This window comes from Achromobacter sp. B7, assembly GCF_003600685.1.
Classification (GTDB): domain Bacteria; phylum Pseudomonadota; class Gammaproteobacteria; order Burkholderiales; family Burkholderiaceae_B; genus Achromobacter; species Achromobacter spanius_B.
The window spans coordinates 26082-48899 of sequence record NZ_CP032084.1; the positions used below are offsets into that span (position 1 = coordinate 26082).

Genomic DNA, 22818 nt, shown 5'->3' on the forward strand with positions numbered 1-22818 from the left:
GGCCGGCCTGGGGCGGGCCCCGCAAGATCTTCCAGCCCACCACCACCCTCGCAAAAAAACGCCAAGCACTCCACCCTCCCCCCCTGACGTCAGCGCAAACTGACCGAGCATGGTGTGGCGGTGGCTGGTGGGAGGCGGGGAGTCGATAAGCCCGAGGGAATCCGAAGGCAGTCGCCGCAGGCGACAACGAGGATGACGACGGGGCAGTCCGGAGCGAAGGCTCCGGACCGCAATCGTTGACCCGCCTCCCACCAGCCGCCGCCACGCCGTGCGTCAAAAGAACCCTCCCCAACAAAAAAACCGCAAAATCCGCAAATCCCCCAAAGCTACATTGCCCTCCAAGGAGCAAGCATGAAGCCCGAAACCCGATCCCTCTACACCGACCGCCTGGACCCCGTCCTGCGCTGGCTCGCCGCCCACCCTGACGCCGACCCTGATCTGCACCAGCTGGCCGACCTGGCTTGCCTGTCGCCGTATCACTTTCACCGGGTCTACCGCGCCATGATGGGCGAAACGGTCAACGCCACCGTCCAACGCATCCGCATGCATCGCGCCGCCGCTGCCTTGGCCGATTCCCAGGCGCCGTTAAGAGCCATTGCACAACGCGCCGGTTACGACTCCGACGCCGCCTTCAATCGGGCATTCGGCAACTTCTTCGGCACCCCGCCCGGCCGCTACCGCGCCGCGCGTTCCCAACCCTTAGCCCTTCAGGAGCCTGCCGTGTACCCCATCGCCATCGAACACTTCCCCGGCGCCACCCTCGCCGTCCTGCCCCACCAAGGCAGCTACCAAGACATCGGCCCCGTCTTTACCCGCGCCTTCATGCTTGCCTACGGCCGTGGCATCGCCGACCCCGCAACGCCAGGCTTCGGCGTCTACTTCGACGACCCCGAACAAGTCCCCGAAAACAAGCTGCGATCCCTGGCCGGCATGGCCGTCAACGTTGACGCCGACTTGGGCGAAGAACTGCAACGCCACATCATTCCCGCCTGCCGCTGCGCCATCCTGACCTACACCGGCCCCTACAACGAAATGGCCAAACCCTACCAATGGATGTTCTCTGAATGGCTACCCGCCAGCGGCCACCTGCCCGCCGACATCCCCATGTTCGAGCAATACCTGAACGACCCCCGCAACACCCCGCCCGCCCAACTGCAAACCCGCATCTGCCTGCCCTTGAAATAAGGCCCGGCACGGCGCCACCCGCTACCCCAGCACGCCGGCCAGGTACTGCCTGAGCCACGCGTGCGCCGGGTCGTCCTGATAGCGCTCGTGCCAGTACAACGACACCGTAATCTGCGGCAACGTCAACGGCACCTTCTGCGTCACGATCCGCGCCGCGCCCGACATCGCGCGTGCAACGCTTACCGGCATCGTCGCAATCAAATCAGACCCTTCCACAATGAACGGGCACACCAGATAACTGGACAACGTCGCCACGATCTTGCGGCTGCGGTTCTGCCCCATCAAGATGCGATCAATCGCCGTGCTGAAATACCGCGTGTGCGCCGCCAGATCCAGATGCCCATAGCTCAGGTACGCGTCCAGGTTCCAACGCTTGCGCAAACACGGATGCCCCTCGCGCACGATGCACACCGCCGGCTCCTGGTACAGAAAGCGTGTGCGCAGATCCGGCGCCGGGTCAGGAAAATAACCCGCGATCAACTCCACATGGTTCGTGTCCAGCATGCTCAAGCCATGTTGTGGCCGGGCCGGCACAATCTGCAATTGGAAGTGCGGCGCATCCACCGCCAGCCGCGGAATCAACTTCGGCAGCAACGTGTATTGCACATAGTCCGTTGCGTACAACGACAACGTGCGCGATGAATGCGCCGGGTCGAACGCCTCGCGGGTGCGAGTCGCGCGATGCCAGCTTTCCAGCAAGGGCTTGAAGTTCTGATGCAACTCCATCGCGCGCAACGTCGGCTGCCACGCACCGCCCTCGCGCACCAGCAACGGGTCGCCGAACAGCTGACGCAGCCGATTCATCGCCGCGCTCATCGCCGGCTGGCTGATGTTCATCGCCTCGGCCGCGCGCGACACGTTGCGGCACGCCATCAGCGCGTCAAAATGCAAAAGCAGATTCAGGTCCGGATTCTTCACGGCCATGCACCTATAAATAGCGTTTATACAAATATAAGCCCGCAGGGCTGCTGCCCTTGAAGCCAGAAGCCTAGGATGACCCTGTTGTTGCAGCGAACCAGGACCGGACACGCATGATCCGGCCACAAGGAAGTTCTATCAACAAGGGGAAACCAAGCCATGAACCAAGGGCTGATACGTCGTTGCTGTCGCATTGCCGCCGGACTCGTGATCTTCGCCACCGCCAGCGCCGCGCAAGCGGCCTGGCCAGACAAAGTCATCCGCATCGTCGTGCCGTTCGCGGCGGGCGGGTCCACCGATTTGATCGCGCGCAAAATCGCCGAAGGACTCGGCCAGCGCCTTTCCGCCAACGTCATTGTTGAAAACCGGCCCGGCGCGGGCGGCACCGTCGGCACCGAATACGTCGCCCGCCAGCCGGCCGACGGCTACACCATCCTGATGGGATCGGTCAGCACGCACGGCAGCGCGCCCTGCGTGTATTCCAAGCTGCCGTACGACGCCGTCAAGGACTTCACGCCACTGACCGTGATCGCCACGATTCCGAATGTGATGTCGGTCAACCAGTCAGTGCCCGCCAACAACCTGCAAGAGTTCGTCGCGCTATTGAAGAAGGAACCCGAGAAGTATTCCTTCGCGTCCAACGGCCAGGGCACCTCCAACCACCTGGCTGCCGAACTCTTCAAGTCCACCGCCGGCGTCTCCATGGTGCACGTGCCGTATCGCGGCTCGGGTCCCGCGCTGATCGACCTGGTGGGCGGCCAGATCAACATGATGATGGACGTGGTGATGACGTCCTACCCCTACATCAAGGACGGCAAGATCAAGGCGCTGGCCGTCACCTCGCCACAGCGCTCCACGCTGCTGCCCGATGTGCCCACCGTCGCGGAATCCGGCTACCCCGGCTACGAAGCCATGGTGTGGTTCGGCATGTTGGCGCCTGCCAACCTGCCCGAGCCGCTGCGCCAGAAACTTACCGACGGCCTGGTGCAGACGCTGCACGCGCCCGCCATGAAAACGTACCTGGAACAACAGGGCGCACAGGTGTCCGACGTGGCCGGCCCCGCCTTCGCCACGATGATCAAAAGCGAGATCAACAAATGGTGCGGCGTCGTCAAGCAAGCCGGCATTCGCCTGGACTGATCTTGCGCGCCTAGTCCTTTCTTTGGAATCAACGATATGTATCGCATAGGGATAGACGTCGGGGGCACGTTCACCGACTTCACGATGATCGACGAGGACGCGGGCGTCGTGCACTTTCACAAAGTGCCGTCCACCCCGCACGACCCGTCCGAGGCCATTGCCACGGGCATCGGCCAGATGTTGGCGGACCATGGCGTGCCGCCCTCGCTGGTGTCGCACGTGGGGCACGGCACCACGGTTGCCACCAACCTCATCATCGAACGCAAGGGCGCGCGCGTCGGCCTCATCACCACGCGCGGCTTTCGTGACGTGCTGGAAATCGGCCGCCAGACCCGCCCGCACCTGTACGACTACAGCGTCGGCAAACCGCCCGTGGCGGTGCCGCGCGAGTTTCGCATTGAAGTCAGCGAACGCGTGAGCGCATCGGGCGACGTGCTGACCCCGCTGGACGAGGACCAGGTGCTGGCGGCCGCGCGGCAGTTCGCCGCCGCCGGCATCGAGGCCGTCACCGTCTGCTTTCTGCATGCGTACCGCAATCCCGAGCATGAACGCCGCGCTGCAAAAATCGTGGCCGAGGCCATGCCGGGCGCCTACATCAGCCTGTCGTCCGACGTGCTGCCTGAATTCCGTGAATACGAACGCCTGTCCACCACCGTGCTGAACGCCGCCGTCGGCCCCAAGATGGCGCGCTACCTGGAACGCTTCATGCAGCGCGTGCGCGATCTGGACATCGGCCACGAGCCGCACACCATCCATTCCAACGGCGGCCTGATGTCGATCGGCACCGTGCGCCAGTACCCCGTGCGCACCTGCCTGTCCGGCCCGGCGGCGGGTGTGGTGGGCGCAGCGGCCGTGGGCCGCGCCATCGGCAGCCTGAACCTGGTTACGTTCGACGTCGGCGGCACCAGCACCGACGTGTCGCTGGTGTGCGAAGGCCGGCCGCTGTTCACCTCGCATCGGCATGTGGCCGGCTACCCCGTCAAGACCCCCATGGTCGATATTCACGTCATCGGCGCGGGCGGCGGCAGTATCGCGTGGCTGGACGATGCCGGCGCCCTGAAGGTGGGGCCGCACAGCGCGGGCGCGGTGCCTGGCCCGGTCGGCTACGGCCGTGGCGGCCAGGAGCCCACCATCACCGACGCCGAGATCGCGCTACAGCGCCTGAACCCCGTCGCCCTGCTGCGTGGCCGCATGCCCGTACACGCCGACGCCGCGCGCGATGTGATCGCGCAGCGCGTGGCGCAGCCGCTGGGCATGGACCTGGAAGCGGCGGCCGAAGGCATCCTGCGCATCGCGGCGGCCAACATGAGCCGCGCCATCCGCGCCGTGTCCACCGAGCGCGGCTACGACCTGTCCAATTTTGCGCTGTACGCCTACGGCGGCGCCGGGCCGCTGCACGCGGTCGAGGTCGCCGAGGAATGCGGCATCCCCGTCGTGATCGTGCCGCAGGAACCCGGCACCATGTGCGCGCGCGGCATCCTGCTCAGCGACATCTCGTTTGACTTCGTGCAAAGCGAAATCTCGTTGGCCAGCGAAGCCGGCTGGCCCGCCATTACCGCCATCTTCAATGGCTTGCGCGAGCAGGCCGAACGCTGGCTGGAACAAGAACGCGTGGACCCCGCGCTGCGCGTCTGCCACAGCGCCATCGACGCCCGCTACGAAGGGCAGAACTTTGAAGTGCAGGTCAGCGTCGACGGCATGGGCGCGGGCGGCTACGCCGAATTCGCGCGCCGCTTTGCCGACGCGCACGAACGCGAATACGGCTACACGGTCGATGACCGCAAGGTGCAGATCATCAACTGCCGCATGCAGGCCGTGGGCCAGGTGGTGAAAGCGCCATTGGCGCCGCGTCACATCGGCGGCGCGTTGCAAGACGCCAGCCTGGGACGGCGCAAAGCCTACTTCGGCCCGGTGCACGGCTGGCTGGAAACACCCGTCTACGACCGCGACCTGGTGCCGACCGGCGCGCGCTTCACCGGCCCCGCCCTGCTTGAGGAAATGAGCTCGACCACGGTGGTGGGCGTGGGCCATGAGGCCAGCGTGGACGACTACGGCAACCTGATCATTCGTTTGCAAGGAGGCTTGCATGGCTAAGCCCGACAATTCCAAGCCCAACAATCCCGAGCCCGACAATTTCGACGCCGGCATTGCGCTGGCCGACCCGATCGGCATGGAGGTATTTTGCAACCGCCTGCTGTCCATCACCGAGGACATGAACAATACGCTGGTGCGCGCGTCGTTCTCCACCAACATCAAGGAACGCAAGGACTGCTCGGTGGCGCTGTTCGACGCCGCCGGGCGGCTGGTGGCGCAGGGCACGCAGATTCCGCTGCACCTGGGCTCGCTGGACGGCGCCATGGGCGCCATCCTGCGCGCGTATCCGGTGAACGAGATTCGTGAAGGCGACGTGTTCATCTGCAACGATCCTTACCTGGCCGACGGCAGCCACCTGCCCGACATCAACATCGTGACGCCCGTGTTCTGGGACGGCGTGCTGCGATTTTTCGCCGCCAACATCGCGCACCATTCCGACGTGGGCGGCGCGGTGCCGGGGTCCATCGCGGGCGGCTTGAAGTCCATCTTCGAAGAAGGCATACGCATCCCCGCCTGCCGCCTCGCCCGGCACGGGCAGACGGACGAAGACCTGCTGCGCCTGATCTGCGCCAACACCCGCGACCCCGAAGAACGCGTGCTGGACCTGCGCGTGCAGATGGCCACCAACCGCCGGGGCGCCGCCGCGGTGCAAGGCCTGATCCGCCAGATGGGGCTGGAGGCCGTGCTGCGTTCCGTGGATGACGTCATCACGTACACGCGCCGTCGCCTGCTCAACCGCATCGCCGAATTGCAGGAAGGCAGCTACACCTTCCGCAGCGATCTGGACGACGATGGCATGGGCGGCGATCCGGTGCCGATTCAGGTGACGCTGACCGTGCGGCGCGACAAGCTGCATTTCGATTTCGAAGGGTCCGGCAAACAGGCGCGAGGCGCGATGAACCTGCCGTTCAACGCGTTGCGCGCCTGCGTCTACTACGCCGTAAAGGCGTTGCTGGACCCTGACCTTGCGCCCAACGCGGGCCTGTTCGACCCCATCACCTTGTCGGCGCCCGTGGGCACCATCACCAACCCCGAGCATCCCGCCGCCGTCGGTGCGCGATCGATTACCGCGCAGAAGGTCGCGGGCGCGATATTCGGCGCGTTCCGAGGCCTGCTGCCGCCGCAGAAAACCATGGCGTCCAGCAACGATTGCTGCCCGGCCATTGTGTTTTCCGGCCGCTGGCGCGAGCGCGCCGGCCACTTCGTCTATCTGGAAACGCTGGGCGGCGGCGCGGGTGCGCGCTTTGATACCGATGGCATGGATGCCGTGCACGTGCACATGACCAACACGTCGAACCTGCCCGTGGAAGCGCTGGAAAACGAGTACCCGCTGTTGATGGACGAGTACGCGATGATTCCGGATTCGGGTGGCGCGGGCCGCACGCGCGGCGGCATGGCAATTGCCAAACAGATACGCGCCGTGGGGCCGGGCATCGTGTTCTCGGCGCGGTCCGACAGCCACACGGTGGGCGTGGCGGCCGGCGTGGATGGCGGCGGCGACGGACGCCGCGCGCGGCTGGTGCGCAACTTCGGCACGCCGCAAGAGGAAGAACTGTTTTCCAAGACCGCCAATATCGCGCTGGCGTCCGGCGAAAGCGTGCGCATCGAAACGCCGGGCGGCGGCGGCTACGGGCCGCCCGCCGAACGGCCGCAGGCCCGCATCGAGCAGGACCTGGCCGACGGCAAGATCACGGCCGACGCAGCGCGCACGGCCTATGGCGCGCGTGGCGCCAAGGCCGTCATCGCCACTAGCCAGCCTACGCCACGTTGAGCGTCATCGAGTACTTCATCTTGTCGTGCGGGAAGGTGGTGATGGTGGCCAGCAGCAACAGGCCGCCCTCACCGTAATAGCGGCGGGTAATGACAAAGCCCGCCGTCTTGGGCTCGACCTTGAGTTGCCTGGCCACCGTTGCATTGATGGGCGTGGCCGAGAACTCCTGGTTGACCTCGGTAATGCGGTCGCCGAAGTGATCTTCGATCAGCCGCAGCAGCGAGATGCGGGACTTGACCTCGACCTGCACGTTCGAATGTTCGGGATCGGCGTAGATCAGCGTGGTGGCGGCTGCCGTGTCGGCGTCGTCCAGCGTCTTGATGGAGTTGATATGCAGCCAGGTTTTATCGGCCGCGCAGCCCAGCGCTTCGGCCAGCCGCTTGGGCAGCTTGATGGTGCGCACGTCCTGCACCAGCAGCGCAGCGTTGCGGGCGTATTGCAGCAGGTCTGGAAACTGCGAGATGCGCTGCGTGAAGCGGGTGCTGGCGCGGGCGGTCTCAACGCGGGTGCCCACCCCCGGGCGGCGCGACACCATGCCCGCCACCGTCAACATGCGGATGGCTTCGCGAATCGTGTGGCGGCTGGCGTTGAACTGGTCGCACAGCTCGTGCTCGGTGGGCAGCAGCGTCATGACGGGGTAGCGGCCGGTGCTGATGTCGTGCGACAGCGCCTGAAAAATGCTCTTGTAGCGGGGGCCGCCGGCATCGCCCCCGGAGGCGGGCGATTCGGGTTTGCCACGCGCCTGCCGGGCTCCGGCGGGGCCGGCCGCGCGCTCGGAGGATCGGGTCATGGGGGGTGCTCCTTGAATTTTTATATGGGGTTTGTACGGACAATAACCGATTGACAACGATGTCTAGTCGGATTCATTATTTGTCCGGACATTCATGTACGGACAAAGTGTACCAACAATCGGGGGTTCTCATGGGCAAGGTACTTGCAGTGATCGCGGCGACGACGGTAGCCGTCGGACTCAGCGCAAACGCAGCAGCGCAGCAGAAGTTGGTGGTGGCCGGCTACGGCGGCTCGTTCGAAGACATCATGCGCAAGGACATCTTTCCGCCCTTCGCCAAGCAGCACGGTATTGAGCTGGACTACGTGGCCGGCAACTCCACCAACACGGTGGCGCGCTTGCAGGCGCAAAAGAGCAACCAGCAGATCGACGTGGCCATCATCGATGACGGCCCCATGTACCAGGCCATCGCGCTGGGCTTTTGCGAACCCATCAAGGGCCTGCCCACCGACGACATCTACAGCACCGCGCGCTACAAGGACGACAAGGCCGTGGCTATCGGCATCGTGGCCACCGGCATCATGTACAACAAGAAGGTCTTCGACGAAAAGAAGTGGGCCGCGCCCACGTCGTGGAAAGACCTGAAGGACCCCAAGTACAAGAAGCAGCTGGTGGTGCCACCGCTGAACAATACCTACGGCCTGCACGCGCTGGTGGAATATGCGCGTGAAGGCGGCGGCGGCGAAAAGAAGATCGACGCGGGCTTTACCACCTTCAAGAATGAGGTCGGCCCGAACGTGCTGGTGTACGAGCCCTCGCCGGGCAAGATGACGGAACTGTTCTCGTCAGGCCAGGCCGTGATTTCCGTGTGGGGCAGCGGCCGCGCCAAATCGTTTGCCGACACCGGCTTCCCGGTGGGCTTCGTGTATCCGCAGGAAGGCGCCTATGCGCTGCTGTCCTCGGTATGCCCGGTCGCCAAGCCGAAGACCAATCCCATGGCGCAGGCGTTTGTGCAGTATCTGGTGACGCCCGAAGTGCAGGAAAAGCTGGCCAACGCTTACGGCTACGGGCCGGTCAACAAGAAGGCCAAGGTCACCGATGACCCGCGCGTGCCGCTGCCTATCGGCAAGCGCGCCGCCGACCTGATCGTGATCGACTGGGACACGGTGAACCAGAACCGAGACGATTGGAACAAGCGCTGGACGCGGGAAATCGAGCGCTGACACGCATCGCCGATCGTGCAATACGGGGCGGCGCGGCGCGTCGCCCACGGGAGCCTTCATGAGTTATCTAGTGCTGAACCGCCTGTGCAAGCGCTATGGCGAAACGACCGCCGTGGAAGAACTGAGCCTGTCCGTCAATCGTGGCGAGTTCATTTCCCTGCTGGGGCCTTCGGGTTGCGGCAAGACCACCACGCTGCAAATGATCGCGGGCTTTGTCGAACCCACCAGCGGCAGCATTGTGCTGGACGGGCGCGACGTCAGCCGCGTCCCGGCCAACAAGCGCGGGCTGGGGCTGGTGTTCCAGAACTATGCCCTGTTCCCGCACATGACCGCGTTTGAAAACGTGTCGTTCGGCCTGGAGATGCAGCGGGTCAAGAAGGAAGAACGCGAAGCGCGCGTGGCCGATGCCTTGAAGCTGGTCGGGCTGGCGCATCTGGCGGACCGGCATCCGGCTCGCATGTCGGGCGGGCAGCAGCAGCGCGTCGCCTTGGCGCGCGCGCTGGTGATCCGGCCCAGCGTGCTGCTGCTGGACGAGCCACTGTCGAACCTGGACGCCAAGCTGCGCGAGGAAATGCAGCTGGAACTGCGCAGCATCCAGCGCACGATCGGCACCACCACCATTCTGGTCACCCACGATCAGTCGGAGGCGCTGGCGCTGTCGGATCGCATCGTGGTGATGAACCAGGGCCGGGTCGAACAAGTGGCCGAGCCCTTTCAAGCCTACGAAGGGCCGGCCAGCCACTTCGTCGGCGGCTTCCTGGGCAAGGCGAATGTGTTCACGCCCACGGCCGAACAATACGAAAACGAGACGCGTGCGCGCATCGGCGAAGCGCATATCCCCATGGCCGGCGCACCCGTGCCGCAAGGCGCGGTGATCGTCCGCCCCGAAAAAATCCTGTTCTCGGAACCTGCCGCCTGTGCGTTGCCCGGACGCATGAAAACGCGCGTATTCCAGGGCAACCATTGGCTGTGCCAGGTCGACACATCGGTGGGCGAAGTGATGGTGATCCGGCAGAACGACGGCGTGGCCGTGCCCGCCGAGGGCGAGCCCGTGCACTTGCGCTGGCGCGCGCAGGACATGTGCGAAGTCGCGGCCGCGCCCAAGGGCCTGGCGTCATGAGCGCGCGCGCCAACCCATGGATGTTGAGCGCGCCGGCGCTGGTGGTCTACGCCACGTTCCTGGTGGTGCCGATGGCGCTGGTGTTCCTGATCAGCTTCTTCGATTTCCAGTTCTATGGCGGCATGCAGGTGACCTTCACCTGGAAGAACTACGTCGAGATTTTCAGCGACGGCTACTACTACGAAATCTACGCGCGCACCTTCGGCGTGGCGGCGGCCGTGACCGTTGCTTGCCTGGTGCTGGGCACCGCCGAGGCCTACGTGCTGTCGCGCATGGCCAACCCATGGAAAGGCTTGTTCCTGATGGTGGTGCTGGGCCCTTTGTTGATTTCGGTAGTGGTGCGCACGCTGGGCTGGGCGCTGCTGTTCGGGTCCACCGGACTAATCAACAAGGCGCTGATGGGCATCGGGCTGATCAGCACGCCCGTGGACCTGATGTACAGCAATCTGGGCGTGGGCATCGCGCTGACGCACGTGCTGGTGCCCTTCATGGTGATCTCGGTGTGGGCGTCGTTGCAACGGATCAATCCCGCCACCGAAGCGGCCGCCCTGTCGTTGGGCGCGTCCCAGTTCACGGTGATCCGGCGCGTGATCGTGCCGCAGGTGATGCCCGGCATTTTGTCGGGCGCGATCATGGTGTTCGCGATGGCGGCCAGCTCGTTCGCCACGCCGGCCATCATTGGCGGCCGGCGCTTGAAGAACGTGGCCACGGCGGCCTACGACGAATTCCTGAACACATTGAACTGGCCGCTGGGCGCGGCGCTGGCCGTGGTGCTGTTGCTGGCCACCGTCGTCGTGCTGTTGTCCGCCAACCGGATCATTGAACGCAAGTACGGTGCCGTCTTCAACCAGGCAGGGGGCTGACATGCAATTCCGTAACGGCCCCATCGGCCTGGTCTTTCACACGATCTTCATCCTGTTCATCCTGGCGCCCATCGTCATGGTGTGCGCGGTGGCGTTCACGTCCGAGGGCTTTATTTCTTTGCCCACGGGCGGGCTGTCGTTGCGCTGGTTCCGCGCCATCCTGGACAACCCGCGTTTTATCGAGGCGTTCTGGTTCAGCCTTGGCCTGGGCACCCTGTCCGCCACGCTGGCCATCGGGCTGGCCGTGCCCACCGCGCTGGCCCTGGCCCGCAACCGCTTTCGTGGCCGCGAGGCGTTGGTGGCGTTCTTCCTGTCGCCGCTGATGATTCCGCATGTGGTGCTTGGCCTGGCATTCCTGAAGTTCTTCACCACCGTGGATCTGGCCGGCACCTATGTGGGCCTGGTGGTGGCGCACGTCATCCTGGTGATGCCCTACGCGCTGCGCCTGGTGCTGGCGTCGGCCACCGGTATCGACCCCGCGCTGGAGCGCGCCGCGCAATCGCTGGGCGCGTCCAACTGGACGGCATTCCGGCGCGTGGTGCTGCCGCTGCTGCTGCCGGGCGTGGTCAGCGGCTGGGTCATCGCTTTCATTACCAGCTTTGACGAACTGACCATGTCGATCTTCATCGCCTCGCCGTCCACGACGACGCTGCCGGTGCGCATCTTCCTGCATATCGAAGACACCATCGATCCGCTCGTGACCGCCGTGTCGGCCGTGCTGATCTACGTGACGATCATCGCCATTTTCATTCTGGACCGCGTGGTCGGCCTGGAAAAGCTGTTTGTAGGAAAGGGACGCTAATGACGGACGAGAAAGAACTGGCGCCCCGCGCGCCCGTGCATCGCGGCATTTATGACGCCGCGGTGATCGGCGGCGGGCTGGTGGGATCAGCCATCGCCTATGGCTTGCGGCGCGAGCTGGACCATGTGGCCGTGCTGGACGAAGGCGACGTGGCCTACCGCGCGTCGCGCGGCAACTTCGGGCTGGTGTGGGTGCAAAGCAAGGGCATGGGCCTGCCGCGCTACGGCGTGTGGACGATGACGTCCGCGTCCGGCTGGCCGCGTCTGGCCGCGCAACTGCTGGATGAAACCGGCGTGGACGTGCACCTGGAACAGCGCGGTGGGCTGCATGCGCTGCTAAGCGACGAAGAGGTGGAAGCGCGCGGCACGTTCATGAAGACCTTGCTGGCGCAGCCGGGCATGGCGCAATACGACTGGAAGCTGCTGGACCGCGCCGAAGTGGCCGACCTGGTGCCGGGCATCGGCCCCGATGTGCGCGGCGCGACGTGGACGCCGGTCGATGGCATTGCCAACCCGCTCAAGCTGCTGCGCGCCTTGCATGCGAGTTTTGCACAGCGGGTTGTGGATTACCTGCCGCGCCGTCCGGCGCAAAGCATCAAGCAGCGCGACGGCGTGTTTGAGATCGCGACGCCCTCGGGCACGGTGCGCGCGCGCAAGGTGGTGCTGGCATCGGGCTTGTCCAACAAGGACCTGGGTGCGCAGGTGGGTCTGGATGTGCCGGTGCGCCCGCAACGCGGCCAGATCGTGGTGCTGGAACGCACGCGCCGCCTGTTGGAAACACCGTTGTCCACCTTGCGCCAAACCGATGAAGGCACGTGGCTGATCGGCGATTCGCAGGAAGAAGCCGGCTATGTGGATAACCTGGTGGGGCTGCCGATCCTGGGCACGCTGGCCGACCGCGCCGTACGCACGCTGCCTGCATTGCGCGACGTGCGCGTGGTGCGTAGCTGGGCGGCGCTGCGCGTGATGTCCAAGGACGGCTTTCCGATCTATCAGCAATCCGAAACGTGCCCGGGCGCCTTTGTCGCGACCTGTCATAGCGGCGTGACGCTGGCCGCCGCGCACGCCCTCAATCTGGCGCCCATGATCGTGGCCGGCAAGCTTGCCGACGACATGGCGCCCTTCTCGACCCGGAGGTTTCATGTTCAAGAGGCTTGATGAGGCGCAGCGCCAGGCGCAAGGCGCGCCCGTGCGCGTGACGGTCAACGGGGCCGAGCTGCAATGCCGCCAGGGCGACAGCGTGGCGGCCGCCTTGTTCGCGGGCGGTGTGTCGGCCTGTCGCGACACCGCCGTGAACGAAGTGCCGCGCGGGCCCTATTGCATGATGGGCGTGTGCTACGACTGCCTGGTCACCATTGACGGCCAGGCGAACCAGCAGGGCTGCATGACGGCCGTGCGCGAAGGCATGAAGATCGAGCGCCAGCTGGGCGCGCGCAAGGTGCAGGCATGATCGAAACAACGCAATGCGATTTGCTGGTGGTGGGCGCGGGTCCGGCCGGGTTGGCGGCGGCGACGGTGGCGGCCGGGCTGGGCGTGGATACCGTGCTGCTGGATGAACAGCCGGCGCCGGGCGGACAGATCTATCGCGCCATCACGACCACGCCGGTGACCGACCGCGGCATCCTGGGCGAAGACTACTGGCATGGTGCATCCCTGATTGCGCCCTTCAAGCAATCGGGCGCGCGCTACGTGCCGGGCGCCACGGTGTGGGCGGTGGCCGAGCGCACCGCGCCGCATCCCGAAAAGGGCTTTGAAGTGGCGTATTCCGTGGCGGGTGAAGCGCGCATCATCCATGCGCGCCGCTTGCTGCTGGCAACGGGCGCGCAAGAGCGTCCCTTCCCCATTCCGGGCTGGACGCTGCCGGGCGTGATCACGGCGGGTGCCGCGCAGATTCTGCTGAAGTCGGCCGGTGTGGTGCCGGCGGATCGCACGGTGCTGGCGGGCAGCGGCCCGCTGCTGTATCTGGTGGCGTGGCAATACCTGAACGCGGGCGTGAAGATCGACGCGCTCTTGGAAACCACGCCGCCCGGACGCATGGGCCAGGCGTTGCCCAAGGTCTGGGGCTTTCTGCGGTCGCCGTATCTGGGCAAGGGCTTGAAGCTGCTGCGCGCGGTCAAGGCCGCGGTGCCGATCACACGCGGCGTGACCGCGTTGGAGGCCGTTGGCGACGGCAAGCTGCAAAGCGTGCGCTACACGGCGGGCGGCGTCACCAAGACCTTGCCGGCCGAACAACTGATGCTGCATCAGGGCGTGGTGCCCAACGTGAACCTGTCACGCGCCGTGGGTGCCGAGCATCGTTGGAACGACGCCCTGGACTGTTGGGAGCCGCAGGTCGACGAGTGGGGCCTGACGACGGTGGACGGCATCGGCATGGCCGGTGACGGCGCGGGTATCGCGGGTGCGTTGGCGGCGGAACACCGGGGCCGGCTGGCCGCGCTGCAAGCCGCGCATCTGTTGGGCCGTATCGACGCCGCCAAGCGCGATAGACAGGCCGTGGCGCCGCGCGAGGCGCTTGCCCGTGCCGTGAGAGGCCGCGAGTTCTTCGACACGCTCTACAAGGCGCCTGATGCGTTCCGGCGGCCCACCGGCGACACCATCGTGTGCCGCTGCGAGGAAGTCACCGCCGCGCAGGTGCGCGAAACGGTCAAGCTCGGGTGCAGCGGACCTAACCAGATGAAGGCGTTTCTTCGCTGCGGCATGGGGCCGTGCCAGGGGCGCTTCTGCGGGTTGACGGTGGCCGAGATCATCGCCGAAGAGCGCGGCGTGCCAACGCAGGAAGTGGGCTATTACCGGCTGCGCTTTCCGACCAAGCCGCTGACGCTGGGCGAGCTGGCGTCGCTGCCGCAGACGGACGATTCCCGCCAAGCCGTTGTCCGCCTGAAAAAGTAATGCCATGACCGGTTCAACGCGGTCGGCGGCGGTCATCATCATTGGCGGGGGCCTGCACGGCAGCTCGGCCGCGCTGCATCTGGCGCGTGCGGGCGTGCCCGCCCTGGTGATCGAAAAGAATTACGTGGGTCGGCACGCGTCGGGCGTGAACGCGGGCGGCGTGCGGACCTTGTCGCGGCATCTGGCCGAAGTGCCGCTGGCGCTGGCCTCGCGCGAACTTTGGGTTCGCATCGGCGACCTGGTGGACGACGATTGTGGTTTCGAGCAGCACGGGCAGGTGCGCGTGGCCGAGAACGCCGCCGACGCCGACACGTTGCGGCAGCGCCTGCGCACGATGACGGACCACGGCTACACGCACGAAGCATGGATCAGCGCCGAGGACCTGCGCGACATGATCCCCGCCATCGCGCCAACCATCCAGGGCGGGCTGATGGCGCGCGAGGACGGCGCGGCCGACCCGTATCGCACAACGCTGGCGTTTCGTACCAAGGCCGCGAGCCTGGGTGCGCGTTTTCTGGAAGGCGTGCGCGTGCATGGCGTGACGCACGACGGCACGCAGTGGCGCGTGGACACTGATGCCGGCGCCTACACCGCGCCGCAAGTGTTGAACTGCGCGGGCGCCTGGGCCGACCGTATCGCGGCGCAGTGGGGTGAGCCGGTGCCGCTCCTGGCCATCAGCCCGATGATGTTGGTGACGTTGCGCATGGATCACTTTCTGGACCCCGTCGTGCTGGGCACCGGGCGCGCGCTATCGTTCAAGCAGCGCGGCAACGGCACGGTGCTGATCGGCGGCGGGCGGCGGGCCTGGGTGGATCGCGACGCCGAATGGACCGAGCTGGATTTCCGCTCGTTGGCGGAAGGCGCGCGTACGGTCTGCGACTTATTCCCCCACATGCGCCACGCCATCGTGAACCGGGGTTGGGCGGGCATCGAAGCGGCCATGCCGGACGAGATCCCCGTGATCGGTCGCAGCAGCCGCCACGAGACCGCGTTCCATGCGTTCGGCTTTTCGGCGCATGGCTTTGAACTGGGCCCCATCGTGGGCCGCATCATGGCCGATTTGATTACCACCGGCGCGACGGACATGCCGATTGCGCCCTTCCGGATTGACCGTTTTTCGGACGCGGCGAAGGCGTCCACCCCATCAGAAAAGGAGCAAGACGAATGAACGACGACATCGTGCGCAAGCAAACCAACCAGCGCCTGAGCCGCATCGTGATCCATGGCGATACGGTCTATGTGGCGGGCGTGACGTCAGCGGCCGAAGGCGGCATCGTGGCGCAGACGCGCGACGCGCTGGCCAAGATCGACGGCTATCTGGCCGAGGCCGGCACCGACAAGTCGCGACTGCTGTCGGTGCAGATCTGGCTGAAGGATATCGACCGCGATTTCGCGGGCATGAACAGCGTGTGGGCCGAGTGGGCGCTGCCCGACGCGATGCCCACCCGCGCCACCTGCGAGGCCAAGCTGGCCGCGCCGGAGCTGCTGGTGGAGATTATCGTGACGGCCGCCAAGCGGCCGCCGTATGTCAGCGGGCCGGTGTCTGAAAGCTGACCTGACCCGGGCGGCCCGGCAGATTCAAGGTGGCGGTAGCGGGCGGCGTGGTGGCAATCACCTGCCCCGCGCGCAGCACCATCAGGCGGGTCGCGCGCAGGCGTAGCGCTTCGACGGGATCGCGCGCTTGCAACAACACCAGGTCGGCACGCTTGCCGACCGCGATGCCCGTGTCGTCCAGCCCCAGGATCTTGGCGGGCGTGGCCGTCACGGCCTCGAAACAGGCGCGCATGGCGTCCTGGCCCGTCATCTGGGCCACGTGCAGACCCATGTGCGCCACTTCCAGCATGTCGCCCGAGCCCAGGCTGTACCAGGGGTCCATCACGCAGTCATGGCCGAAGGCCACCGGCACGCCGGCCGCCAGCAGTTCGGGCACCCGGGTCATGCCACGGCGCTTGGGATAGGTGTCGTGGCGGCCTTGCAGCGTGATGTTGATCAGCGGGTTGGCAATTGCCGCGACACCGGCTTCGCGCATCAGCGGGATCAGCTTGGACACGTAGTAGTTGTCCATGGAATGCATGGACGTCAGGTGCGAACCGGTGACGCGGCCATGCAGACCCAGGCGTTGGGTGTGGTACGCCAGCGTTTCGATGTGGCGCGACAAGGGGTCGTCGCTTTCGTCGCAATGCATGTCCACGCGCAGGCCGCGTTCGGCGGCCAGTTCGCACAGGATGCGCACGGATTCGGCGCCGTCCTGCATGGTGCGTTCAAAGTGCGGAATGCCGCCGACCACGTCCACGCCCATATCGAGCGCGCGCTTCAGGTTGTCCAGCGCACCGGGCGCGCGCAGCACGCCGTCTTGCGGGAAGGCGACCAGTTGCAGGTCCAGATAGGGTTTGACCTTTTCGCGCACGTGCAGCAGCGCTTCGGTGGCGAGCAGGCGCGGGTCACAGACGTCTACGTGCGAGCGGATGGCCAGCAGGCCGCGGGCAACGGCCCAGTCGCAATACGCCAACGCGCGTTCCACCAGCGCTTCCTGCGTCAACAGCGGCTTGAGTTCCCCCCACAGCGCGATGCCTTCCAGCAAGGTGCCGGACTGGTTCACGCGCGGCAGCCCGAAGGACAGCGTGGAATCCATGTGAAAGTGCGCGTCCACAAAGGGCGACGACACGAGCTGGCCGGCGGCATCGATCACCTGCCCGGCCTCGGCTTTCAGCGCGGGCTCCACCGCCGTGATGCGACCCTGCGCCACGCCGATGTCGACGTTCGTGCGCCCATCGGGCAGCGTGCAATTCTTGATAATCAGATCGAGCATGGGGTGATCCTAATGGAAGTTCAGTATTTCACAATGCCGCGAAAGTACCCCAACCTGGGGGTCGCGCGGAGCCGGCTCCGCCGGTCCGTCGCGATGCTCCCTTGAGGGGGAAGCGCGCAGCGCTTCGGGGCTGGATCCCCGCTAGCGTTCGCCTTTGCGGTACGGCTTCATCAGCGCTTGGGGGTAGGCGGCGCGGCGCGCCATGACTACCAGGGCGAGGATGGACAGGATGTAGGGCAGCATCAGGTACACCTGATACGGTAGCTCGGGCAGGCCGGGCAAGGCCGCGCCGCCTTGTTGCAGGCGCAGTTGCAGCGCGTCGAAGAAGGCGAAGATCAGCGCGCCCAGCAGCGCCTTGCCGGGCCGCCACGATGCAAACACCACCAGCGCCACGCATACCCAGCCGCGGCCGTTGACCATGTTGAAAAAGAACGCGTTGAACGCCGCCAGCGTCAGGAAGCTGCCGGCCACGCCCATCAGTGCCGACCCGGCCACAATCGCGCCGATGCGCAGTCGCGTGACGGACAGGCCCTGCCCTTCGGCGGCCGCGGGGTTTTCGCCCACCATGCGGATCGCCAACCCGACCGGGGTGCGGTTCAGCACCCAGGCAAGAATGGGCACGGCGGCCAGCGCGATCAGTGTCATGGGCGTCTGCCCCGCCAGCACCGGGCCGATCAGCGGAATGCCGTCCAGGAATTTCATCTCGGCAAACGGCGTGATCGTGGGCGGCGTGTTCACGCTGGGAAACGTCACCCGGTAAGCAAAGTACGACAGGCTGGTGGCAAGCAGCGTCACGCCCAATCCCGACACGTGTTGCGACAGGCCCAGCGGCACCGTCAGCACGGCATGCAGCAAACCGAACACGGCACCGGCAAAGGCCGCCGCCAACACGCCTACATACAGCGGCGCGCCCAGGTACACGACCAGCCAGCCGGTAAATGCCCCGGCGGCCATGATGCCTTCGATGCCCAGATTCAACACCCCCGCGCGCTCGCACAGCAGTACGCCCAAGGTGCCCAGAATCAACGGCGTCGCCAGACGCAGCACGGCGACCCAGAAGGCCGAGGAACTCAACAGATCCATCCATTCCATGGCGTGCTCCTCAAGCCCGGTTGCGGCGCAGGCGGTACTGCGCAAATAGCGTCGCGACCAGCATGGCAAGCAACGAGGTGGCGACGATGACGTCGGCGATGTAGTTCGGCACCGCGATGGCGCGGCTCATGCTGTCCGCGCCGACCAGCATGCCGGCGACAAAGATGCTGGCCAGGATCACGCCCAGCGGATGCAGCCCGGCCAGCATGGCGACGACCACGCCGGTGTAGCCATAGCCCGGCGACATATCCAGCGTGACGTAGCCGGTGCGGCCCGCCACTTCGATGGCGCCCGCCAGACCGGCCAGCGCGCCGGACAACATCGCGGTGCCGAGCATCACGCGGTTGACCGGCAGGCCCAGGAAACGCGAGGCGTGCGCGTTGGCGCCCACGGCGCGCATCTGGAAGCCGAAGACCGTGTAGCGATTCAACAGCCACAAGCCCAGCGCCAGGCCCGCGGCCCACAGCAGCCCGGTGTGGGCGCGCGTGCGCTCGATCAGCTTGCCCAACTCCAGGTCGCCGTTAAGCGCCACGGACTGCGGCCAGCCCATCGCCATCGGGTCCTTCATGGGGCCGTCCAGCATCATGGACGCGAACAGCAGCACGATGAAGTTGCCCAGCAAGGTGGTTACCACTTCGTCCACGCCCAGGCGGGTCTTGAGCAGCGCGGGAATCAGCAGCAGCAAGGCGCCGGCCAGCGCGGCCGCCAGCATCATGCCGCCGAACAGCACGGGCACGGGCAGGTCGAACCCCGTGCCGTCGTGCAGCCCGCCGATGGCGACTGCCGCCAGCGCGCCCAGATACAGCTGGCCTTCGGCGCCGATGTTGTAGAAGCGCGCGCGAAACGCCACGGCACAGGCCAGGCCCGTCAGCATCAAGGGCGTGGCGCGGGTCAGCGTTTCGGACAGCGCGAAGCGCGAGCCGAACGCGCCTTCGAACAGCAGCGCGTAGGTGCGGCCCACGGGCGCGCCGGCCCAGGCGACCAGCAAAGTGCAGACCGCCAGGGTAAAGAGGATGGCCGCGATGGGGGCCAAGGCCAGCGCCAGGCGGCTGGGCTCGGGGCGGCGTTCCAGGATCAGTTTCATGCGAGTAAGGCTCGGTAAAGGGGGGCGCGGCAGGCGCGGCGCGCGACGGTACGAGTCGTCACGCGCGCGTTCCCGTCATGGCCAGGCCGACGGTGGCGGGCGTCCATTCGGCCACCGGTTTGACGGCCACCAGCTTGCCGCCGCACAGCACGGCGATGCGGTCGGCCAGCGCAAAGATTTCTTCCAGGTCTTCGGACACCAGCAGCACGCCGGCGCCGCGCGCGCGGGCGGCCAGCAGCTGCTCGCGCACATAGGCCACGGCGCCGATGTCCAGGCCCCAGGTGGGCTGGTCGGCCACGATGAAGCGCGGTTCGCGCGCCAGCGTGCGGCCCAGGATCAGCTTTTGCATATTGCCGCCCGACAGGCTGCGCGTGCGCACATCCAGCGAGGCCGCGCGCACATCGAACTGCTTGGCCAGTGACGCGGCGTAGGCGCGGCCGGCGCGTGCGCGGATCAAACCGTAGCGCGCGAAGCGCTTGTCTTTGAGGTCTTCAACGATGGCGTTTTCCCAAAGCGGGCTGTCGCCGATCATGCCTTCGCCGTGGCGGTCTTCGGGGATGCGGCCGACGCGGGCAGCGGTCCAGCCGGCGGGCGTGGTGGGCGCGGGCGCGTGTTCCGCGCCCAGCCGGATGGTGCCGTCGCTGGGGTGGCGCAGGCCGGTCAGCACCGATACCAACGCCTGCTGGCCGTTGCCGGCCACGCCCGCGATCGCCACGATTTCATGTTTGTGGACGGTCAGGTCCAGGCTGTCCAGGCGCAGCGCGCCATCGCGGCCGTCGCGCACGGTCACTTGCGACAAGGTCACGACCGGCGCGGCCTGTTCGGCGGCGGCCACCGCCTCGGCGCGCGGCATGACGACCTTGCGGCCCACCATCAGTTCCGCAAGCTCGGCGGGGCTGGTGCCGGCGGTGTCGCGTTCGGCCACCAGTTTGCCCTGGCGCAGCACGGCCACGCGGCGCGATACGGCCATCACTTCGTCCAGCTTGTGCGAAATGAAGATGACGGCCAGGCCGTCGTCGACAAAGCCGCGCAAGGTGGCGAACAGATCCTGTACTTCTTGCGGCGTGAGCACCGCGGTGGGCTCATCCAGGATCAGCACGCGCGCGCCGCGATACAGCGCCTTCAGGATTTCAACGCGCTGTTTTTCGCCGACGGACAAGCCGCCCACGCGCGCGTCCGGGTCCACGCCCAGGCCGAAGCGCTGGCCCAGTTCAACCAGGCGGCGGCGTGCCTTGGCGCGGCCCGAGGCCAGCTTCCACAGCGATTCCGTGCCGACCATGATGTTGTCCAGCACGCTCAGGTTGTCGGCCAGGGTGAAGTGCTGATGCACCATGCCCACGCCCGCCGCCAGCGCGGCGTCGGGCCGGCCGGGCGGCAGGGGCTTGCCGAACACCTCAATGCTGCCGGCATCGGCCACATAGTGGCCGAACAGAATCGACACCAGCGTCGATTTGCCGGCGCCGTTCTCGCCCAGCAAGGCCAAGACCTCGCCCTGCCGTAGCGTCAGCGAGATATCGTCGTTGGCCGTCAGGCTGCCGAACCGTTTGGTGATCCCTGTCAGTTGCAGGGCGAGAGGCGCTTGGTTCATCGTGCCGAGGACTTGGGTTCTTTGTCGTTGACCTTGACGGCGAAGCTGCCATCCAGGATGGCCTTCTGCTTGGCGTCGACCTTGGCGATGAGATCGGCCGGGATCTTCTTTTCGAAGGTGCCCAGCGGCGCGAGAGACGAGCCCTTGTGCTTCATCAGCGAATACTGGCCGTAGTCTTCAGCCTTGAACGTGCCGGCCTTGACCTGCTTGAGGGCTTCGTCGATGGTCGGTTCCATGCTCCACAACGCGGATGCCACGACGGTTTCGGGGTACTGCGGCTGCGTGTCGATCACGTTGCCGATAGCCAGCTTGCCGCGTTCCTTGGCGGCGTCCGACACGCCGAAACGCTCGGCGTACAGCACGTCCGCGCCCTTGTCGATCATGGCGAAGGCGGCTTCCTTGGCCTTCGGGGGATCGAACCACGAACCGATGAAGGTCACGGTGAATTCGGCCTTCGGGTTCACTTCCTTGGCGCCTTCAATGAAGGCTTGCATCAGGCGGTTCACTTCGGGGATGGGGTAGCCGCCCACCAGGCCGATCTTGCCCGTCTGGCTCATGCCGCCGGCGATCATGCCGGTCAGGTACGCGGGTTCCTGGATGTAGTTGTCGAACACCGAGAAGTTGGGCTGCTGCGGCTTGCCCGACGAGCCCATCAGGAAGGCGGTCTGCGGATAGTCCTTGGCCACCTTGCGCGCGGCGGCTTCCACGGCAAAGGCTTCACCCACGACCAGCTTGTTGCCCTGCTCGGCGTACTGGCGCATCACGCGCTCGTAGTCGGCGTTGGTGACGTTTTCCGAGAAGGTGTAGTCGATCTCGCCACGGTCGCGCGCGGCGGTCAGCGCCTTGTGGATGCGCGACACCCATTGCTGCTCGACCGGCACCGTGTAGATGGCGGCAACCTTGGTCTTGGCGGGGGCTTGGGCTTGCGCCGCGCCCGAGAACAGCAGCACGCCGGTGGCGGCGGCCGCGGCCAGCTTGAGCAGGCCACGGCGGGCAATGCCGCCTGCGGACGAGGGGGACAGGGATTTCATGCGGGTGACTCCTTCGCGGGGGATGGAAACGTGATGGGATGGCAGCGATGCGGCGGCGGCACGGTGTGTGCCGGACAGCGCCGGGCACGGCCGGCAATGCGGGTGTCGCGCGGAATCGCGGTCCAACGTGCCACGGTCCCGGCCACCGGCGGACAAGCCGGGGCAATCGGACGAAAACGTGGGCGTGGGATCGGTCATCGGATGGGGACGCCGGAAGGCGCGTCCCATCCACATGGTCGGGTTCGCTGCCAGTCCTGGCGAAGCAAGTTGTATGCCATGCGCTTGCCCTGCACTAGTCGGGGAAACCTGATGGCCGGGCGGAATTATAGGCACCCTGGCAGGGAAACGTGGCACCAATTTGGTGCCTGCCGTCCCAAGGGATGGACACGGCGCGTGGAAAACCGCGTTTTGGTGCGCGGGCGCGTTCGCCAAGCGCCGCGCGGGCGGCAGGCCCATTAAAATCGCCGCTTCGGCCGTGCG

General features: G+C 66.3%; 20 protein-coding genes. 13 read left to right on the forward strand and 7 right to left on the reverse strand.

What is annotated here, in order from left to right; translation table 11 throughout:
* Nucleotides 1–351 precede the first annotated feature (351 nt).
* Nucleotides 352–1185 carry a GyrI-like domain-containing protein gene (locus tag DVB37_RS00120; protein WP_120153288.1) on the forward strand — a complete coding sequence of 278 codons (834 nt, stop codon included), beginning with the start codon at nucleotides 352–354 and terminating at the stop codon, nucleotides 1183–1185.
* A 21-nt stretch (nucleotides 1186–1206) separates the two neighbouring features.
* Here the strand turns inward: DVB37_RS00120 and DVB37_RS00125 are convergent, their stop codons facing one another.
* Nucleotides 1207–2109, reverse strand: a complete 903-nt coding sequence (locus DVB37_RS00125; RefSeq protein WP_189371554.1) for a LysR family transcriptional regulator — start codon at nucleotides 2107–2109, stop codon at nucleotides 1207–1209.
* A gap of 153 nt (nucleotides 2110–2262) precedes the next feature.
* On the opposite strand from DVB37_RS00125, the gene DVB37_RS00130 reads away from it, so the two are divergent.
* From DVB37_RS00130 to DVB37_RS00140, 3 genes are read left to right on the forward strand one after another with little or no spacing between them, the layout of a single operon-like run.
* Nucleotides 2263–3243 (forward strand): tripartite tricarboxylate transporter substrate binding protein, encoded by a 981-nt coding sequence (locus DVB37_RS00130; protein ID WP_104144623.1) that lies wholly within the window; start codon nucleotides 2263–2265, stop codon nucleotides 3241–3243.
* Between the two features lie 36 nt (nucleotides 3244–3279).
* A complete protein-coding gene (locus DVB37_RS00135) occupies nucleotides 3280–5337 on the forward strand; it encodes a hydantoinase/oxoprolinase family protein (protein WP_120153290.1) in 2058 nt (685 codons plus the stop codon).
* Nucleotides 5330–7108, forward strand: coding sequence for a hydantoinase B/oxoprolinase family protein (locus tag DVB37_RS00140; protein WP_120153292.1), 1779 nt, complete (start codon nucleotides 5330–5332; stop codon nucleotides 7106–7108). The genes DVB37_RS00135 and DVB37_RS00140 overlap by 8 nt, the downstream gene beginning before the upstream one ends.
* On the opposite strand, the gene DVB37_RS00145 is transcribed toward DVB37_RS00140, so the two are convergent.
* Complete coding sequence (locus DVB37_RS00145; protein ID WP_046804018.1) at nucleotides 7095–7898, reverse strand: GntR family transcriptional regulator; 804 nt, start codon at nucleotides 7896–7898, stop codon at nucleotides 7095–7097. The genes DVB37_RS00140 and DVB37_RS00145 overlap by 14 nt on opposite strands.
* Before the next feature lie 131 nt (nucleotides 7899–8029).
* Here DVB37_RS00145 and DVB37_RS00150 point away from each other — a divergent pair, with 131 nt between their 5' ends.
* From DVB37_RS00150 to DVB37_RS00190, 9 genes are read left to right on the forward strand one after another with little or no spacing between them, the layout of a single operon-like run.
* On the forward strand, nucleotides 8030–9061 hold the full coding sequence (locus tag DVB37_RS00150; RefSeq protein ID WP_120153294.1) for an ABC transporter substrate-binding protein: 1032 nt from the start codon (nucleotides 8030–8032) through the stop codon (nucleotides 9059–9061).
* Between the two features lie 58 nt (nucleotides 9062–9119).
* Nucleotides 9120–10181: an ABC transporter ATP-binding protein gene (locus tag DVB37_RS00155; RefSeq protein WP_120153296.1), complete on the forward strand. Its 1062-nt coding sequence runs from the start codon at nucleotides 9120–9122 to the stop codon at nucleotides 10179–10181.
* Nucleotides 10178–11044 (forward strand): ABC transporter permease, encoded by an 867-nt coding sequence (locus tag DVB37_RS00160; protein WP_120153298.1) that lies wholly within the window; start codon nucleotides 10178–10180, stop codon nucleotides 11042–11044. Before DVB37_RS00155 ends, DVB37_RS00160 begins: the two co-directional genes overlap by 4 nt.
* Before the next feature lies 1 nt (nucleotide 11045).
* Nucleotides 11046–11846 (forward strand): ABC transporter permease, encoded by an 801-nt coding sequence (locus DVB37_RS00165; RefSeq protein ID WP_120153300.1) that lies wholly within the window; start codon nucleotides 11046–11048, stop codon nucleotides 11844–11846.
* Complete coding sequence (locus tag DVB37_RS00170) at nucleotides 11846–13003, forward strand: FAD-binding oxidoreductase (RefSeq protein WP_046804013.1); 1158 nt, start codon at nucleotides 11846–11848, stop codon at nucleotides 13001–13003. The genes DVB37_RS00165 and DVB37_RS00170 overlap by 1 nt, the downstream gene beginning before the upstream one ends.
* Entirely contained in the window at nucleotides 12987–13295 is a 309-nt protein-coding gene (locus DVB37_RS00175; protein ID WP_046804012.1) for a (2Fe-2S)-binding protein, read from the forward strand. The genes DVB37_RS00170 and DVB37_RS00175 overlap by 17 nt, the downstream gene beginning before the upstream one ends.
* The gene (locus DVB37_RS00180) at nucleotides 13292–14734 is read left to right on the forward strand and encodes an NAD(P)/FAD-dependent oxidoreductase (protein WP_120153302.1); all 1443 of its coding nucleotides are present in this window, start codon (nucleotides 13292–13294) and stop codon (nucleotides 14732–14734) included. Before DVB37_RS00175 ends, DVB37_RS00180 begins: the two co-directional genes overlap by 4 nt.
* A gap of 4 nt (nucleotides 14735–14738) precedes the next feature.
* Nucleotides 14739–15902, forward strand: coding sequence for an FAD-binding oxidoreductase (locus DVB37_RS00185; RefSeq protein WP_120153304.1), 1164 nt, complete (start codon nucleotides 14739–14741; stop codon nucleotides 15900–15902).
* Nucleotides 15899–16288: a RidA family protein gene (locus tag DVB37_RS00190; protein ID WP_046804009.1), complete on the forward strand. Its 390-nt coding sequence runs from the start codon at nucleotides 15899–15901 to the stop codon at nucleotides 16286–16288. Before DVB37_RS00185 ends, DVB37_RS00190 begins: the two co-directional genes overlap by 4 nt.
* On the opposite strand, the gene DVB37_RS00195 is transcribed toward DVB37_RS00190, so the two are convergent.
* The 5 genes from DVB37_RS00195 to DVB37_RS00215 form a co-directional block, all read right to left on the reverse strand.
* Nucleotides 16263–17543, reverse strand: a complete 1281-nt coding sequence (locus DVB37_RS00195) for an amidohydrolase family protein (RefSeq protein ID WP_120153306.1) — start codon at nucleotides 17541–17543, stop codon at nucleotides 16263–16265. The two genes, DVB37_RS00190 and DVB37_RS00195, sit on opposite strands and share 26 nt — an antisense overlap.
* A gap of 141 nt (nucleotides 17544–17684) precedes the next feature.
* Entirely contained in the window at nucleotides 17685–18635 is a 951-nt protein-coding gene (locus tag DVB37_RS00200; RefSeq protein WP_046804007.1) for an ABC transporter permease, read from the reverse strand.
* Between the two features lie 10 nt (nucleotides 18636–18645).
* Nucleotides 18646–19719, reverse strand: a complete 1074-nt coding sequence (locus DVB37_RS00205; protein WP_120153308.1) for an ABC transporter permease — start codon at nucleotides 19717–19719, stop codon at nucleotides 18646–18648.
* 58 nt (nucleotides 19720–19777) lie between these two features.
* Complete coding sequence (locus DVB37_RS00210; protein WP_120153310.1) at nucleotides 19778–21307, reverse strand: ABC transporter ATP-binding protein; 1530 nt, start codon at nucleotides 21305–21307, stop codon at nucleotides 19778–19780.
* Entirely contained in the window at nucleotides 21304–22338 is a 1035-nt protein-coding gene (locus DVB37_RS00215; RefSeq protein WP_120153313.1) for a BMP family protein, read from the reverse strand. Before DVB37_RS00215 ends, DVB37_RS00210 begins: the two co-directional genes overlap by 4 nt.
* Nucleotides 22339–22818: the final 480 nt, after the last annotated feature.